Genomic DNA, 14,190 nt, shown 5'->3' with positions numbered 1-14,190 from the left:
TCCAAACGGCACCTCAGCGGGCGGGGGAGACATGTCAGGCTCGGACTTCCTCGTGCTGGACATCGGTACGGCTCCCGCGCGCGGACGCACCGCGTGGTTGGCCACGGCGCTCCGGGAGGCGGTCGACGACGGCCGGCTGCGCGCCGGCGACCGGTTGCCCGCGAGCCGCGTGCTCGCCGCCGATCTGGGTGTCTCGCGCGGCGTCGTCGTGGCCGCCTACGAACGCCTCACCGAGCAGGGACTGGCCGAGGGCCGGGCCGGCGGCGGCACGGTGGTCGTGGCGTCGGGCGTGACGGCTCCGCAGCCCCCCAGGGCTGCGGAGCCCCGGCGCCGCCCGGCGGCCGCCCTCGACCTCTCACCCGGCGTCCCGGACCTGTCCGCGTTCCCGCGCACGGCGTGGTTGCGTGCCGAGCGGGCGGTGCTCAGCGAGATGGGTGCCACCGACCTCGGCTACGGGGACATGCGCGGTCACGTCGCTCTCCGGACCGCCTTGGCCGGCTGGCTCGCGCGCACCCGCGGCGTTCACGTCGAGCCCGAGGGCGTCCTCGTCGTCGCCGGGGTGGCCCAGGCGCTGGCGCTGCTGTGGCGGGTCCTCGGGGCCAGCGGCGTCGCCGAGGTCGCGGTGGAGGACCCCGGGTCCAAGGGCGCTCGCGACCAGCTGGAGAGCTGGGGCATGCGCGCCGTCGGGGTACCGGTCGACGCCGAGGGTGCGCAGGTGGCGGCGATCCCGGAGCGGGTCACGACCATCATGCTCACGCCCGCTCACCAGTTCCCGACCGGCGTCGTGCTCGCCCCGGAACGCCGGCGTGCGCTGCTGGAGCGCCTCACAGCGACCGACGGTCTGGTCGTGGAGGACGACTACGACGCCGAGCACCGGTACGACCGGCCGCCGGTGGCCGCGCTGCAGGCGGCAGCTCCCGAGCACGTCGCCCACACCGGGAGCACGTCCAAGACGCTGGCTCCGGGGATGCGGCTGGGGTGGCTGGTGCCGCCGCGTCGGTACCTCGACGACCTCGTGCAGGCGAGGCACGACGCCGATCTCGGAAGCCCTGCGCTGCCGCAGCTCGTGCTGGCGAGACTGCTCGAGGACGGCGGCTACGACCTGCACCTGCGGCGGGTGCGCCGGCGGCAACGGCTCCGACGCGACGCCGTGGTCGAGGCGGTGCGGCGGCACCTGCCGGCCGCGGAGGTCACCGGCGTCGCTGCCGGTCTGCACGTGCTCGTGCTGGTGCCCCACGGCGTCGACGACGTGGCGGTGGCGCAGCGAGCCGCGGCGGTGGGCGTCATCGTCCATCCCCTCTCCCGGCACCGCCTGGCCCACGCCGCGAGCGAGCGACCCGGGCTGGTGCTGGGGTACGCCGCCCACCCACCCGACCGGCTCGAGACGGCGGTGCGGGCGATCGCCGCTGCGATCCGGTGACCGGGACGGTTCCGCCCGAGGGGAACAAGCGCCGTCGGCGGTGGTTGGATCTGACGAGCACGCGAACCGATGTGAGAGGACCACCATGAGCTCCGAGGCCACAGCACCCGTGACGACCGCCGTCGCCGACTTCTGGTTCGACCCGACCTGCCCCTGGGCGTGGATGACCTCCCGATGGATCGGCGAGGTCGAGAAGGTCCGGGACATCACGGTCCGCTGGCACGTCATGAGCCTGTCGGTGCTCAACGAGGGTCGCGACGAGCTGCCCGAGGACTACCGCAAGGGGCTGGAGGAGGCCTGGGGCCCGGTGCGCGTGATCATCGCCGCGCAGCAGCGCCACGGCGAGGAGCACGTCAAGACGCTCTACGACGCGATCGGCACCCGGATCCACCCGCAGGGTCGCCGCGACGAGGGCCTCAAGGTGCTGGTCGTCGAGGCGCTGGCCGAGGTCGGCCTGCCTGCTGAGCTGATCGAGGTCTGGGACAACACCCCCGGCGACGAGATCGACACCGCTCTGCGCGCCTCCCACGCCGAGGGCATCAACCAGGTCGGCGAGGAGGTCGGGACCCCGATCGTCGCCTTCAACGGCACCGCGTTCTTCGGTCCGGTCATCACGCCCGCGCCCCGGGGCGAGGAGGCGGGCAAGCTCTGGGACGGTGCCGTGCTGGTCGCGTCCTACCCGGGCTTCTACGAGATCAAGCGCACCCGCACGCAGGGGCCGGTCTTCGACTGACCCACCGCCGGCCAGACCGAGGAGCCTGAGCAGCGCTCGCCGGTTCGCGTACCTTAGGGGTGCTCGAATCGTGAGGAGACCTCTGCCATGCCCGCTGCACGCCGCCTAGGACCCGTGGAGATCACGTTGATCGTGATCGACGTGATCCTCATCGGTGTGCTCATCGTCCTGCTCGCCACGGCTCCCGACGGCCCGGACGACGGGGCCGGCGGGCCGACGACGACCACGTCCGCCCCCAGCGACCCGGCCACCGACGAGACGACCTCGGGAACCTCCACCCAGGCGGTCACGGCGCCGGCCGACGCCCTCGACGTCGCCGAGTTCGCCACCCCGAGCGGGAACATCTGGTGCACGATCGGCGACTCGGCAGCGGTGTGCCAGATCGACGTGATCGACTACCAGCCGCCGCAGATCGAGGGCTGCGCGGACAACGAGCTCGCCGGCAAGATCGTCCAGGTGAGCGCCGAGGGCGCCGAGTACCCCTGCCCCACCGAGAACATCCCCGGCGCCGCCGCTGCCGACCGCACGGTGCTCGACTACGACCAGACCACCGCGGTCGGCGACTACATGTGCGCCTCGAGCGAGACCGGTGTCACGTGCACCAACCTCAGCGCCGGGCACCGGTTCACGATCACCCGGTACGGGCCCAGCCTCGACTGAGTCTCACCATCTGGGAACGATCCGCCGCCGGTGCCGCGGCGAGGCCCGACCGGTTTGACTGACGTCGTGATCGCCGAGACCGCCCGCCCCCGCGCCCTGGGCGCGGTGCGTGGCATGCGTATCTGCGAGATGTGTCGCTGCTCCTGACCAGCAGCCACACCTTCTCTCGCACACCCTCGGAGCACCTCATGGCCGTCACCACCGGCACCACCTGGGACATCGTCCTCAGCAACGAGCCCGTCACCACCGCCCCCTCCCGGTCGGCGACCTCGCCCCGCGCCGCCTACCAGGCCGCGCTCTACGGGCGCGCGATCCTCGTCGACCTCCGGACGCCTCGCCGGCGCGAGCGCGACGGCGAGCTGTCCACGGAGGTCGCGACCGCCGTCGTCGACCGGCTCGAGCTCGGTGTGTGGCTGCGCGAGTCGCTCGCCTCCCGCATCGTCCTCGTGGACGACGACGGAGCTCGGGCCGGGCGGTTGGCCGCCGGATCCGATCCTCGTGTCACCTCGGTCCACGGCGGCTTCGCCGGTTGGGTTGCGTGCGGTCTGCCGACCGCGTAGACACGGCTCATGACCCGTCGCATCGTCATCACCGGCGGCGGCACCGGCCTCGGTCGTGCCGTCGCGCACCGGCTGCTGGCCGAGAGCCCGTCGTTCGCCCTGGTCGGTCGCCGTCTGGGCGTGCTCGAGGAGACCGCCGCCGAGCTCCGCGCCGCCGATCCCCAGGTCGAGGTCACCCTGCACACCGCGGACCTCACCGACCCGGCGGCTGTCGGCAACGCCGCCGCGGAGATCACCGAGGCGGGCAGCGTGGACGTGCTGGTGCTCAACGCCGGCGGGAACTTCGGGGTCGGCGGCGGCACCGGGCTCGCCGCCGTCGCCGAGTCGTGGCGTGCCGACTTCGACGGGAACGTGCTGACCACGGTGCTGCTCGCGCACGCGCTCAAGCCGCACCTGAGCTCGCCCGGCGGCCGCGTGATCGCGATGAGCTCGGTCGCGGCGATCCGCGGGTCCGGTGCCTACGGCGCCGCGAAGGCCGCCGTCAACGCCTGGGTGTGGTCGGAGGCCACGGCGCTCGCTACCTCGGGGATCACGGTCAACGCCGTCGCCCCGGGGTTCGTGCCGGACACCGAGTTCTGGCGTGACCGGATCGCCGCGGACCCCCAGGTCGCCGACTCGCGGGTCAAGCAGATCCCGATGGGCCGCCCGGGCACCCCGGAGGAGGTCGCCGAGGCGGTCGCCTACCTGGCCTCGCCGCAGGCGGGCTGGACCACCGGGCAGATCCTGCAGGTCAACGGCGGCACCGCGCTGGGCCGCGGCTGACCGCCGCCCCTCGACACCGTGGCGAGCTTCAGAGCCGACCCTTCAGGATGCGGTGCCAGTAGATCTGCGGCAGCAGGTACCGGTCGAGCAGGTACCAGAGCGGGGTCGACGTGATCTCGTCAGGCACCGGGAGGCTCCGACGGACCTGGAGGTCCCGGTCGTACTCACCGAACGACAGACTCCTCCGGGAGGTCGCGACCGGCGCGACGGTGTAGCCGTCGTAGCGCTGCAGCTCCGCCCCGGTCCGAGCTCTGCGGATGTTCTCCACGAGCACCTTCACCTGGTGCCGCAGCGCGCCGCCGGTGCGCGCGTCACCGAGGTCGCACGCATCTCCCACGCCCCAGATCCGCGGATGGCGGCGGTGCTGCATCGTCTCGGGGTCGACGTCGAGGAAGCCGGACGTCCCCGAGGAGTCGAGCCCGGAGGCTGCCACCAGCTCCGGGGCCGCGTACGGCGGGTGCAGGTGCGCGAGGTCGAACCGCTCGCGGTCCTCGCCGTGCGGTGTTCTCAGCACGATCGTCTCGCCCTCGATGGCGCTGATCGAGGTGTCCGGTCGGACCTGCACCCGGTAGCTGTCCAGGTGTCGCTCGATCTCGTCGGCGATCGCCGCCACCGGGTGCACCCGCGGGCCGGCGTGGACGAGCACGACCTCGATGCGCCCGAGCGCACCGCTGCGGCGCCACCGATCACAGGCGAAGAACAGCGACTTGAGCGCGGTCTCGCGCCCTGACGCGGGCTGACCGTGCAGCTCGAAGATCGCGCGGCCCGACTCGAGGCCCTCGATCCGCTCGCCGGTCCGGCTGAGCAGCGTGTCGAGGAAGGAGGACACCGCCGTGCCTCGCTCGACGGCGTCCCAGGCCCCCGGCACCCGGTCCCAGTCGAGGCGGGCCCCGGGTGCGAGCACCAGGTCGGTGCCCTGCCGCCAGACGCCGTCCTCGCCGAGCACGGCGCGCCGCTGCGGGTCCACGAGCACGGCCGCCGTGCGGTGCCACCGGACGCCGTCCGGCACGAGGTCGCGCTGGGGGCGCGTCAGCTCGCTCTGGTCGGCCAGGCCCGCGGCGACGTAGTGCTGCAGCGGCTTGTACACGTGCACGTCGGCCGGCTCGATCAGGCCCACGTCGCGGCAGCCGCGTCGGAGCAGCTGCGCCGCCGCCGAGAGGCCGCCGTTGCCGCCACCGACGACGAGGACGTCGTGCTTGACCTCGTTCATCTCCCGACGGTACCCGCTGCCCCCCGACGCCGGGTGGCGGATGCCGTGACCGCGGCGATCAGGCCCGCGACACCGCCTCGTGGGCCGAGAGGGCCTCGACGAGCCCGGGGACGCCGTCGGCACCCGTCGGCACCTCGGTGCTCGAGCCCCGCAGGTCGGCGTCGATCGGCTCCGCGCGCCCACCGAGGTGGGTGGCGAGAAAGTTCTCGGCGACCGCGTTGAAGGCCTTGCTGTTCTCCGGGCGGTGGAACCCGTGACCCTCGTCCGGGAACAGCACGTAGGTGACCGGGATGCCGCGCTCGGACATCGCGGTGACGATCTGGTCGCTCTCCGCCTGCTTGACCCGGGGGTCGTTGGCACCCTGACCGATGAGCAGCGGCCGCACGATCGCCTCGGCCCGGCCCAGCGGTGACCGCTCGGTCAGCAGCGCCCGGCCCTCCTCGGTGCGGGGGTCGCCCACGCGCCTGGCCAGCTGCTCGAACATCGGCTTCCAGTACGGTGGGATGGTCTCGAGCAGGGTGTGCAGGTTCGAGGGGCCCACGATGTCCACGCCGCACGCGAAGGTGGTCGGCGTGAAGGTGAGACCGGCGAGCGTGGCGTAGCCGCCGTAGCTGCCGCCCATGATCGCGACCTTGTCGGAGGTGGTGACGCCCTGCTGCACGGCCCACTCGACGGCGTCGAGCAGGTCCTCGTGCATCGCGGCGGCCCACTGCTGGTCACCGGCGTTGGTGAACGCCTTGCCGAACCCGGTCGAGCCGCGGAAGTTGACCTGGAGCACGGCGTAGCCGCGGTTGGCGAGCCACTGCGCCCAGGGGTCGTAGGTGAAGCCGTCGCGCGCCCACGGCCCGCCGTGCACGAACAGCACCATGGGCACCGCGGTGCCCGCGCGGCCGGCCTCGCCGAGCGTGACGCCCGCGGGCAGCGTGAGGTAGCTCGGCAGCGTCATCCCGTCGCGGGCGACGATCTCGACGCCCGTCATCGGCACGAGCGGGGCGCCCTCGAGCGCGGGGCGGCCGCTGAACAGGTACTCGATCTCACCGCTCTCCCGGTGGTACAGGTGGTAGGCGAGCGGGGTGTCGGGTGCCGAGTAGGCGATCACCCAGGTGGCGTCGTCGAGGGTGCGGGTGTTGACGACGGCGTCACCAGGGCCGAGCTCGCGCAGCCGCTCGAGGTCCGCGGCGACGGTCTCGTCGATCACCGCCCACTCGGGCTCGAGGTAGGTGACTCCCACGGCCTGCACCACACCGGTCGTCGGGTGCACGAGCAGCCGGCCCTGCACGTCGGCGCGCGGGTCGGAGTGCACCACCGAACGGGAACCGGTCGCGACGTCGAGAGCCACGAGCGCCGCGGTCTCCCGCTCGCGCGAGTCGAGCATGTAGAGGACGGAGCCGTCAGCGGTCAGCGACAGCGGCGCCGTCGAGAGGGAGTCCTCGAACCCGATCGACTCGGCGATCTCCCAGCCCTCCTCGGTCCGGGCGAGCAGGTCCATGCCGGCGTCGGGGCGCTGCTTGAGCGCATAGCGGACCTCGTAGCGGTCGTCGGCGAGGTAACCGAGGAAGCCGTCGGTGTTCTGCTCCACCAGGATGCGCTCGCCGGTTGCCAGGTCCACGCGGTAGAGGTCGTGGAGCTCGGGGTCCCGATCGTTCATGCCGATGAGCACGGCGTCCGGCACCTGCGGGCTGACGCCGGCGATGTCGGCGGTGGTCGCCTCGTACGGCGTGAGATCGAGCGGCTCACCGCCCGTGACGTCGACGCGGAAGGCGTGGAAGTCCTCGTCGCCGCCGGTGTCGCGCAGGTACAGCAGCACGTCCGGGCGATAGGTCCAGAAGTAGGCGCGGATGCCCCGCGCGGTGTCGCGTGTGACCGGTCGGGCCGCGCCGAGGTCGTCCGCGGGGGCGACCCAGACGTTGAGCACGCCCTCGACCGGTGCGAGCCAGGACAGGTGGCGGCCGTCGGGACTGATCTGGACCGACGCGCGTTCGGGATTGCCGAAGAGGGCGTCGCGGGGGATGAGTGTGGTCTCGGTTGCAGGCTTCGTGGACGTCACGGCATCAGTATCGCGGGTGCGGCATGATGACGCTCATGCGTCTGCACATCGCCGCCGACCACGCCGGCTTCGAGCTCAAGACCGCCCTCACCGAGCACCTGCGCGCTGCCGGGCACGACGTCGTCGACCACGGCGCCGACAGCTTCGACCCGCTCGACGACTACCCCGCGTTCTGCTTCGCGGCCGCCGAGGCGGTCGTCGCCGAGCCGGGCACGCTGGGGATCGTCATCGGGGGCAGCGGCAACGGCGAGCAGATCGCCGCCAACAAGGTCACCGGGGTGCGCTGCGCGCTCGCCTGGAACGTCACGACGGCGCAGCTCGGCCGCCAGCACAACGACGCCAACGTCATGGGCATCGGCGCACGCCAGCACAGCGAGGACGAGGCCTTCGCGATCGTCGACGCCTTCGTGGCCGAACCGTTCTCCGGCGACGAGCGGCACCAGCGCCGCATCGACGAGGTCAGCGCCTACGAGGCCGCTCGCGGCTGAGGCATCGACCTCGCGCGAGCCCGCCGACCACACCGCACTCCGCGGTGCGCCACCGCCTACGGTCCCGCTTCAGCGGTGGGTGAGGGCCCATCCCAGCGCGGTGGCGGTGGGTGAGGGCCCATCTCAGCGCGGTGGCGGTGGGTGAGGGCCCACAGGAGGACTCCGCGTGGGCGCTATCTCACCGACGGTGGAGATGTGTGGGCCCTGTCTCACCGACGGTGCAGATGCGTGGGCGCTGTCTCACCGCCGCGTCGACGAGGCCGCTTGCGGCTGCGCCGCACGCGCCTGGAGCCGCCGGCTGAGCACGGCGAGCGCGGCGTTGAGCGGCACGAGCACCCCGGTGACGACCGGCAGCGCCGCGGTGGCCGCGACGCACAGCCCGAACACGACCGCCGTCCCTACGAGCCAGCCGGCCTCGACGTAGGGGCTGGGCCGGCCACCGGTGCGCACCACCGCGGAACGGGCTGCCTCGCCGTCACGGGTGTGCGCGACCAGCTGGGCGCGCAGCCGACCCGCCCGGACCGCGGTCACGAGCGTGCTCAGCACGAGCCAGCCCAGCCCGGCGACAACGGCGCGAGCCGCGATCGGACCGGGCGTGAGGAAAGCCACGAGCAACGCCAGGATCGGCGAGACCGCAGCGGTGGCGATCGCGCCGCCGATCACCGCGGTCGCGGCCGGCTTCCCGCGACGCGTCAGCAGGAAGAACAGCACCCCGACCGCCGTCGCGACCGCCCAGGCGGCCATCCCGAGGATGACGCCGAGCACCGAACCCCAGGCCGTCGTCAGGCCCAGCGCGAGCCACACCACGCTGACCGCGCAGGCCGCGAGCACCGCTCGGAGCAGGTCGCGCCTGTAGCTCTCCACGAGCGGTCGCTCGTCCACGTGCTGGTGAGGCACGGAGTCGTCGCAGTGCTCACAGACGTAAGGGTCCGCCGTCGTCATGCTTGGTCAGCCAGCCTTCTCGAGGGTCGACAAGCGATCATAGGTGCGTGCTGCCACCACCCGACGACTACGCCGAGCTGGTCCTGGACGTCGTCGCGACCGTGCCCGAGGGTCGCGTCACCAGCTACGGCGCCGTCGCAGCCGCCGTGCGCGAGGTGACCGGGCGGGGCAGCGCGCGCGTGGTCGGGCGCGTGATGGCTCACTACGGCGGCGAGGTCTGCTGGTGGCGGGTGGTGACGGCGTCCGGCGCGCTCGCGGAGCGGGTCGCCGCCGAGCAGCGCGCGCGGCTGCGCTCCGAGGACGTCCCGATGATGGGTGAGCCGCCTCGGGTCGACATGCGCAGGGCAGCCTGGGCACCCAGCCCACCGGACCTGTCGCGAGGTGCGTGACGGGCGCCCCACCCGGTCGACCGCCGTCGGCCGGCCTCGTCGCCCGAGGGAGGACGGCGATCCTGGCTCTCCTCTCATGAGGCGAGCCGGAAGAAGGGCCTCAGATGTAGATCGCGGGGTCGGTGAGGTCGTCGCGTGCGGCGGGCGGCACCTTCTTGGGCTTGCCGGGCACGCCGACGACCACGGCGCCCGCCTCGACGTCCTTGACGACGACGGCGTTCGCGCCCACCTGCACGTCGTCACCGATCGTGATCGGGCCGAGCACCATGGCGCCGGCTCCGATCACCACGCGGTCACCGATCGTCGGGTGGCGCTTGCCCTTGCTCATGGAGCGTCCGCCGAGCGTCGAGGTGTGGAACATCAGCACGTCGTCGCCGACCTCGGCGGTCTCGCCGATGACGACGCCCATGCCGTGGTCGATGAAGAAGCGCCGACCCAGCTGGGCCCCGGGGTGGATCTCCACCCCGGTGCCCAGCCGGACCAGCTGCGAGAGCAGCCGCGCGGGGAAGCGGAGCAGCGGCATGGTGGTCCAGAGCCGGTGCGCCAACCGGTGCGCCCACAGCGCGTGCACACCCGGGTACAGCAGCGCGACCTCCAGGAAGGTCCGCGCGGCGGGGTCACGCCGCCGCGCGGTCTCCAGGTCCTCCCGTACGAGACTGAGCAGGGGAAGGTGATGCGTCGCGCTCATGAAGGAGTGATCAGCCCTCGGCGAGGTCGGCGAACAGGATCGTCGACAGGTAGCGCTCGCCGAAGCTGGGGATGATGACGACGATCGTCTTGCCGGCGTTCTCCGGGCGCTGGGCCACCTGCGTGGCTGCGTGGATCGCGGCGCCCGAGGAGATGCCGACGAGCAGTCCCTCCTCGGCGGCGGTGCGGCGGGCCACCTTGACGGCGGTCTCGGCGTTGACGTCGATCACCTCGTCGTAGACGGAGGTGTCGAGGATCTCGGGCACGAAGTTCGCACCGATGCCCTGGATCTTGTGGGGGCCGGGCTGGCCACCGTTGAGGATCGCGGACTCCTCGGGCTCGACGGCGATGATCTGCACCTCGGGCTTGCGCTCCTTGAGGACCTGACCCACGCCGGTGATCGTGCCGCCGGTGCCGATGCCGGCCACGAGGATGTCGACGCCGCCGTCGGTGTCGTTCCAGATCTCCTCGGCCGTGGTCTTGCGGTGGATCTCGGGGTTCGCCTCGTTCGCGAACTGGCGGGCCAGCACGGCACCGGGGCGCTCGGCGGCGATCTGGTCCGCCCGGTTGACGGCGCCCTTCATGCCCTCCGAACCCGGGGTCAGGACGAGCTCGGCCCCGAAGGCGCGGAGCAGCATCTTGCGCTCGTTGGACATCGTCTCGGGCATGGTCAGCACGACCTTGTAGCCGCGTGCCGCGCCCACGAACGCGAGTGCGATGCCGGTGTTGCCCGAGGTCGCCTCGACGATCGTGCCGCCCGCCTGCAGCTCGCCGGAGCGCTCCGCGGCGTCGATGATCGCCACGCCGATGCGGTCCTTGACGGAGTTCGCCGGGTTGTAGAACTCCAGCTTCGCGAGGACGGTCGCGCCCGCGCCGTCGGTGACCTTGTTCAGACGCACGAGCGGCGTGTTGCCGATCAGCTGGGTCGCGTCGTCATAGATGCGTGCCATGGGGTTCCTCCGGGAGCGTGAAAGGCGTACGGGGTCACGATCCCACGAGGTGCTCAGGTGGCGTACCCGGTTGAGCGGCGTCTCACTCCGCAGGACTCGACGAGCGGGCCCGGTCGGCGAGGGTGTTGAGCAGTGCTGCGGCCTGGGCTGCGCCGTCGACGGTCACCACCACGCGACGGCCCCCGGTGCGCTCGACCGAGACGGCCTCGCCGGAGCGTGAGACGAACCCGAGCGCACCGCGGTGCGCCCCGCCGTAGCCGACCCGCATGCCCCAGCCGCCGAACTCGGCGATCGGCCGCACCTGGGTGACGTCGGCGCGGACGATCTCGTTCGCGGGCACGTGGTGGCGGGCACGGCCGCGGAAGCTGTAGAGCGTGAGCCCGGTGCGGTCGATCTGCACACGCCAGCCGCTCGTGAAGAGGAACAGCAGCGCGAGCAGCGCAGGGAAGGCCAGCATCCACCAGTCCCCGGTCAGCGCGCCGAAGGTGAGCGCCAGCACCACGAGCAGTGCGGTGACCCCGATCGGGAGCGCGAGCGGCACCGAGGGCAGCGGACGCGACCACACGGCGGCGGTACCGGCGGGGAGCGGGAGGCGAGCGGCGTCGTCCGGCACGGTCGAGGTGGCGGGCTGTGGGGTGTCGCGCCCGGCGAGCCAGGTCGCGAGGATCCCGATCGCCACGGCACCGACGAGCGGCAGCACGATCGCCGAGCCGGGGGAGGGGACCGCGTACGCGTCGGTGGCGTCGAGCTGGACGGCGGTGGTGCTGATCGCGATCCCGGCGATCATCGCCGCCATCCCGGCGGACAGGCCGACCATGCCGCGTCGAGCAGCGCCCGTGACGACGAGGGCGAGGGCGATCGAGGGCAGGCAGACGAGAAGACCGAGGATCGCCAACGGGAGCAGGTGCTCGGTGAACGAGCCGACCCGGTCGACGCCGTCGAGACCCCAGTGCAGCGCCATCGGGTCCGGGAGCCGGTCACGCCAGCCGGTGATGAGCGCGAACGCTCCCGCCAGCAGTGCTGCGGGCAGCACCGCACCCAGGATCACGGCTCGGGTTCGGATGGTCATTGCTCCTCCTCGGTGAGCATGGCGGCCAGCGTCGCGGGCTGCACGCCGAGGCGTTCAGCTTCCAGACGCACGGCGGCGACCTGCTGGCGCAGGCGGTCGTAGTTGCGGGCAGCGGCGGGACTCACGGTCGCGCCCCGGCCGCGGTGCAGATCGATCAGGCCCTCCTCGCGCAGGTCGCGATAGGCGTGCAGCACGGTGTTGACGTTGAGGTCGAGCGCCTCAGCCAGGTCGCGTGCCGCGGGAAGACGTTCCCCCGGGGCCACCTCGCCCCGCACGACGGCGAGGCGAACCGCTGCGGCGACCTGCTCGAAGAGCGGTCGCGGCAGCGAGGGGTCGATGGTGATGAGCACGCCATCACCATACTTGTATTAGTCCAACTAGCACAAGTTTATTCGCCGAGCATGCTCCCGGTCGCCATGATGTGGATGCTCTGGACCACGCCGAAGACGCCGACCACGAACAGCAGCAGGCCCAGGCCGCCGGCGATCCAGTGGCCGACGCCGATGCGCCGCTGGGGCTGGGTCGTGGCGGGGTTCTCCGGGTCGTAGAGGATCGGCAGCTCGGTGCCGTGCGGGGCGTCGCGGTCGATCTCGCCCCGCCCGCTGCGGATCGTCCCGGTGGGGTCGGTGTAGTTGTAGCTCGCGCGATAGGTCCTGACGCCGTCGCTGGTGGAGGAGGCGTGGGTGTGAAGCACGACGCCGACGGCCCGGACCCAGGAGCGGTGCCGTCGCTGGTTGCGTGTGAAGATGCTCGCCTGCACGACGAACGGGGTCACCGCGGCCAGGCCGATGAGCAGACCGACCCAGGGTTGCTCCTCGATCATGCGCGTCACCGTAGTGGGAGCCGCGGCGAACCCACGACGCCCGTCCCGAGGTGCGAGCGGGCTCCGATTGCGGGTATGATCGTCCGGTTGCGGCTGCAGGGCCGCACCTGGCGCGCCCTCGAACCCGGGGTGATTGCGCCGTCTCGGGAGTACGGCGTCGACCTGTGCCGTCCCGTCACGAACAAGGAAGCGACAGTCATGAAGAAGGACATCCACCCGGAGTACGCGCCGGTCGTTTTCCGCGACATCTCCGCGGACTTCTCGATCTTGACGCGGTCCACGCTGACCTCGACCCAGACGGTCGAGTGGGAGGACGGCAACACCTACCCGGTGGTCGACGTCGACATCTCCTCGGCCTCGCACCCGTTCTACACGGGCAAGCAGAAGATCCTCGACACCGCAGGTCGTGTGGAGAAGTTCCGCCGCCGTTACGCCACCCAGGGTGACGCGAAGGCCTGACGGCCTGCCGCTCACCAGAACCAGACCTAGGAGACCCCGATGGCTGTCCCCAAGCGCAAGCTCTCGCGCAGCAACACCCGCCACCGCCGTTCGCAGTGGAAGGCGAAGGTCGCCGAGCTTGTCCCCGTCCGTGTGGGCGGTCGCGAGGTCCGCGTTCCCCGTCGGCTCGCGAAGGCCGTCGAGCGCGGTCTCGTCGTCCCCGAGGACTGAGTTTTCCGCCGGCTCGCGCCGGCGTGATCGACAGGCCGCTCCGGCCTCGCCGGGGCGGCCTTCGTCGTGCCTGCGCGAACCCGATCGTGGTGCCGAGCGACCCACGCCGGGCAGCCGAGCGGGTTAGCGTGGAGTGATGAGCGACACGCCCGAACCGAAGCGACCGACCGACCACCTCCCGCCGGCCGACGAGCGCGAGCCGGATGACGAGCGGACCACGTCCGGTGACCCCTACCCGGGCGGCGGACCGGTCGAGCGAAGCGACGTGAGCCCGGAGACCGCCGCCGAGCCCGGCGAGCCGGCCCGCCACGGCGTCGACAAGCTGCCGCCAGGTCCGCACTAGCAGCGGCAGGCTCCGGACGTGACGACGGGGCCGCTCACGCGGCCCCGTCGGGCTGGAGCGGGTGACGAGAATCGAACTCGCACCATCTGCTTGGAAGGCAGAGGCTCTACCATTGAGCTACACCCGCGGTGCTGCCGACGAGAATACAGGCAGGAGCGGGTGGTTCTGTGCGGTGCCGATGGCGTCGCGCCGGGCGACGGGATGTGGCGCAGGTTGGTAGCGCGTCCGCTTTGGGAGCGGAAGGTCGCAGGTTCAAATCCTGTCATCCCGACGTTGTGATGTCTCAGGACATCGGCACAGCCCGGGCCCACGGATCGTGGGTTCGGGCTAGCTTTTGGTGGGGGCGAGCGGCTTGCCGGTGGGTTGGTAGTCGCGGGTGAGGTCTGAATCGCCCCGGGTCTCGTAGAGGGTCTGATTCCCGAGAGATGATGACCATGC

18 protein-coding genes and 2 tRNA genes are annotated in these 14,190 nt (G+C 72.1%); 11 read left to right on the top strand and 9 right to left on the bottom strand.

Annotation, left to right across the window (positions count from 1 at the left end):
• The first annotated feature begins 31 nt into the window (after nt 1-31).
• The 5 genes from pdxR to GPA04_RS18475 all read left to right on the top strand — a co-directional run bounded on the left by pdxR (nt 32) and on the right by GPA04_RS18475 (nt 4,135).
• Nucleotides 32-1,420 (top strand): MocR-like pyridoxine biosynthesis transcription factor PdxR, encoded by a 1,389-nt coding sequence (gene pdxR / locus GPA04_RS18495; protein WP_156225698.1) that lies wholly within the window; start codon nt 32-34, stop codon nt 1,418-1,420.
• Between the two features lie 85 nt (nt 1,421-1,505).
• Nucleotides 1,506-2,153, top strand: a complete 648-nt coding sequence (locus GPA04_RS18490; RefSeq protein WP_156225697.1) for a mycothiol-dependent nitroreductase Rv2466c family protein — start codon at nt 1,506-1,508, stop codon at nt 2,151-2,153.
• A gap of 87 nt (nt 2,154-2,240) precedes the next feature.
• Complete coding sequence (locus GPA04_RS18485) at nt 2,241-2,813, top strand: hypothetical protein (protein ID WP_156225696.1); 573 nt, start codon at nt 2,241-2,243, stop codon at nt 2,811-2,813.
• 188 nt (nt 2,814-3,001) lie between these two features.
• Nucleotides 3,002-3,373 (top strand): rhodanese-like domain-containing protein, encoded by a 372-nt coding sequence (locus tag GPA04_RS18480; protein ID WP_156225695.1) that lies wholly within the window; start codon nt 3,002-3,004, stop codon nt 3,371-3,373.
• Between the two features lie 9 nt (nt 3,374-3,382).
• Nucleotides 3,383-4,135: an SDR family NAD(P)-dependent oxidoreductase gene (locus GPA04_RS18475; protein ID WP_156225694.1), complete on the top strand. Its 753-nt coding sequence runs from the start codon at nt 3,383-3,385 to the stop codon at nt 4,133-4,135.
• A gap of 28 nt (nt 4,136-4,163) precedes the next feature.
• Here the strand turns inward: GPA04_RS18475 and GPA04_RS18470 are convergent, their stop codons facing one another.
• Both GPA04_RS18470 and GPA04_RS18465 read right to left on the bottom strand, forming a co-directional pair.
• Nucleotides 4,164-5,345 (bottom strand): NAD(P)/FAD-dependent oxidoreductase, encoded by a 1,182-nt coding sequence (locus GPA04_RS18470; RefSeq protein ID WP_156225693.1) that lies wholly within the window; start codon nt 5,343-5,345, stop codon nt 4,164-4,166.
• A gap of 58 nt (nt 5,346-5,403) precedes the next feature.
• Nucleotides 5,404-7,392, bottom strand: coding sequence for a S9 family peptidase (locus tag GPA04_RS18465; RefSeq protein WP_156225692.1), 1,989 nt, complete (start codon nt 7,390-7,392; stop codon nt 5,404-5,406).
• Between the two features lie 35 nt (nt 7,393-7,427).
• Between GPA04_RS18465 and GPA04_RS18460 the strand changes: the two genes are divergently transcribed.
• On the top strand, nt 7,428-7,880 hold the full coding sequence (locus GPA04_RS18460; protein WP_156225691.1) for a ribose-5-phosphate isomerase: 453 nt from the start codon (nt 7,428-7,430) through the stop codon (nt 7,878-7,880).
• Between the two features lie 240 nt (nt 7,881-8,120).
• On the opposite strand, the gene GPA04_RS18455 is transcribed toward GPA04_RS18460, so the two are convergent.
• Nucleotides 8,121-8,744 carry a hypothetical protein gene (locus GPA04_RS18455; protein ID WP_156225690.1) on the bottom strand — a complete coding sequence of 208 codons (624 nt, stop codon included), beginning with the start codon at nt 8,742-8,744 and terminating at the stop codon, nt 8,121-8,123.
• Between the two features lie 125 nt (nt 8,745-8,869).
• Between GPA04_RS18455 and GPA04_RS18450 the strand changes: the two genes are divergently transcribed.
• Nucleotides 8,870-9,211, top strand: coding sequence for an MGMT family protein (locus GPA04_RS18450; RefSeq protein WP_170299375.1), 342 nt, complete (start codon nt 8,870-8,872; stop codon nt 9,209-9,211).
• Between the two features lie 100 nt (nt 9,212-9,311).
• On the opposite strand, the gene cysE is transcribed toward GPA04_RS18450, so the two are convergent.
• From cysE to GPA04_RS18425, 5 genes are all read right to left on the bottom strand, one after another.
• The gene (gene cysE, locus GPA04_RS18445) at nt 9,312-9,899 is read right to left on the bottom strand and encodes a serine O-acetyltransferase (RefSeq protein ID WP_156225689.1); all 588 of its coding nucleotides are present in this window, start codon (nt 9,897-9,899) and stop codon (nt 9,312-9,314) included.
• A 10-nt stretch (nt 9,900-9,909) separates the two neighbouring features.
• Nucleotides 9,910-10,848: a cysteine synthase A gene (gene cysK, locus GPA04_RS18440; protein ID WP_156225688.1), complete on the bottom strand. Its 939-nt coding sequence runs from the start codon at nt 10,846-10,848 to the stop codon at nt 9,910-9,912.
• 82 nt (nt 10,849-10,930) lie between these two features.
• Nucleotides 10,931-11,917, bottom strand: a complete 987-nt coding sequence (locus GPA04_RS18435) for a hypothetical protein (RefSeq protein WP_156225687.1) — start codon at nt 11,915-11,917, stop codon at nt 10,931-10,933.
• Nucleotides 11,914-12,267 (bottom strand): GntR family transcriptional regulator, encoded by a 354-nt coding sequence (locus GPA04_RS18430; RefSeq protein WP_156225686.1) that lies wholly within the window; start codon nt 12,265-12,267, stop codon nt 11,914-11,916. The genes GPA04_RS18435 and GPA04_RS18430 overlap by 4 nt, the downstream gene beginning before the upstream one ends.
• 38 nt (nt 12,268-12,305) lie before the next feature.
• Complete coding sequence (locus GPA04_RS18425; protein ID WP_156225685.1) at nt 12,306-12,740, bottom strand: DUF3592 domain-containing protein; 435 nt, start codon at nt 12,738-12,740, stop codon at nt 12,306-12,308.
• A gap of 198 nt (nt 12,741-12,938) precedes the next feature.
• On the opposite strand from GPA04_RS18425, the gene GPA04_RS18420 reads away from it, so the two are divergent.
• From GPA04_RS18420 to GPA04_RS18410, 3 genes are all read left to right on the top strand, one after another.
• Nucleotides 12,939-13,199 carry a type B 50S ribosomal protein L31 gene (locus GPA04_RS18420; RefSeq protein WP_156225810.1) on the top strand — a complete coding sequence of 87 codons (261 nt, stop codon included), beginning with the start codon at nt 12,939-12,941 and terminating at the stop codon, nt 13,197-13,199.
• A gap of 39 nt (nt 13,200-13,238) precedes the next feature.
• Nucleotides 13,239-13,409, top strand: a complete 171-nt coding sequence (gene rpmF / locus GPA04_RS18415; protein ID WP_156225684.1) for a 50S ribosomal protein L32 — start codon at nt 13,239-13,241, stop codon at nt 13,407-13,409.
• A 136-nt stretch (nt 13,410-13,545) separates the two neighbouring features.
• Nucleotides 13,546-13,752: a hypothetical protein gene (locus GPA04_RS18410; RefSeq protein WP_156225683.1), complete on the top strand. Its 207-nt coding sequence runs from the start codon at nt 13,546-13,548 to the stop codon at nt 13,750-13,752.
• A 53-nt stretch (nt 13,753-13,805) separates the two neighbouring features.
• Here GPA04_RS18410 and GPA04_RS18405 read toward each other — a convergent pair.
• Nucleotides 13,806-13,879 (bottom strand) — tRNA-Gly (locus GPA04_RS18405).
• Nucleotides 13,880-13,949: 70 nt separating this feature from the next.
• Here GPA04_RS18405 and GPA04_RS18400 point away from each other — a divergent pair.
• Nucleotides 13,950-14,023: transfer RNA gene (locus tag GPA04_RS18400), tRNA-Pro, on the top strand.
• The last annotated feature ends 167 nt before the right edge of the window (nt 14,024-14,190 follow it).

This window comes from Pseudactinotalea suaedae, from assembly GCF_009733815.1.
GTDB lineage: Bacteria > Actinomycetota > Actinomycetes > Actinomycetales > Beutenbergiaceae > Pseudactinotalea > Pseudactinotalea suaedae.
Note: the sequence above shows the minus strand (reverse complement) of the source record. Positions and strands in the feature narration are given on the sequence as shown.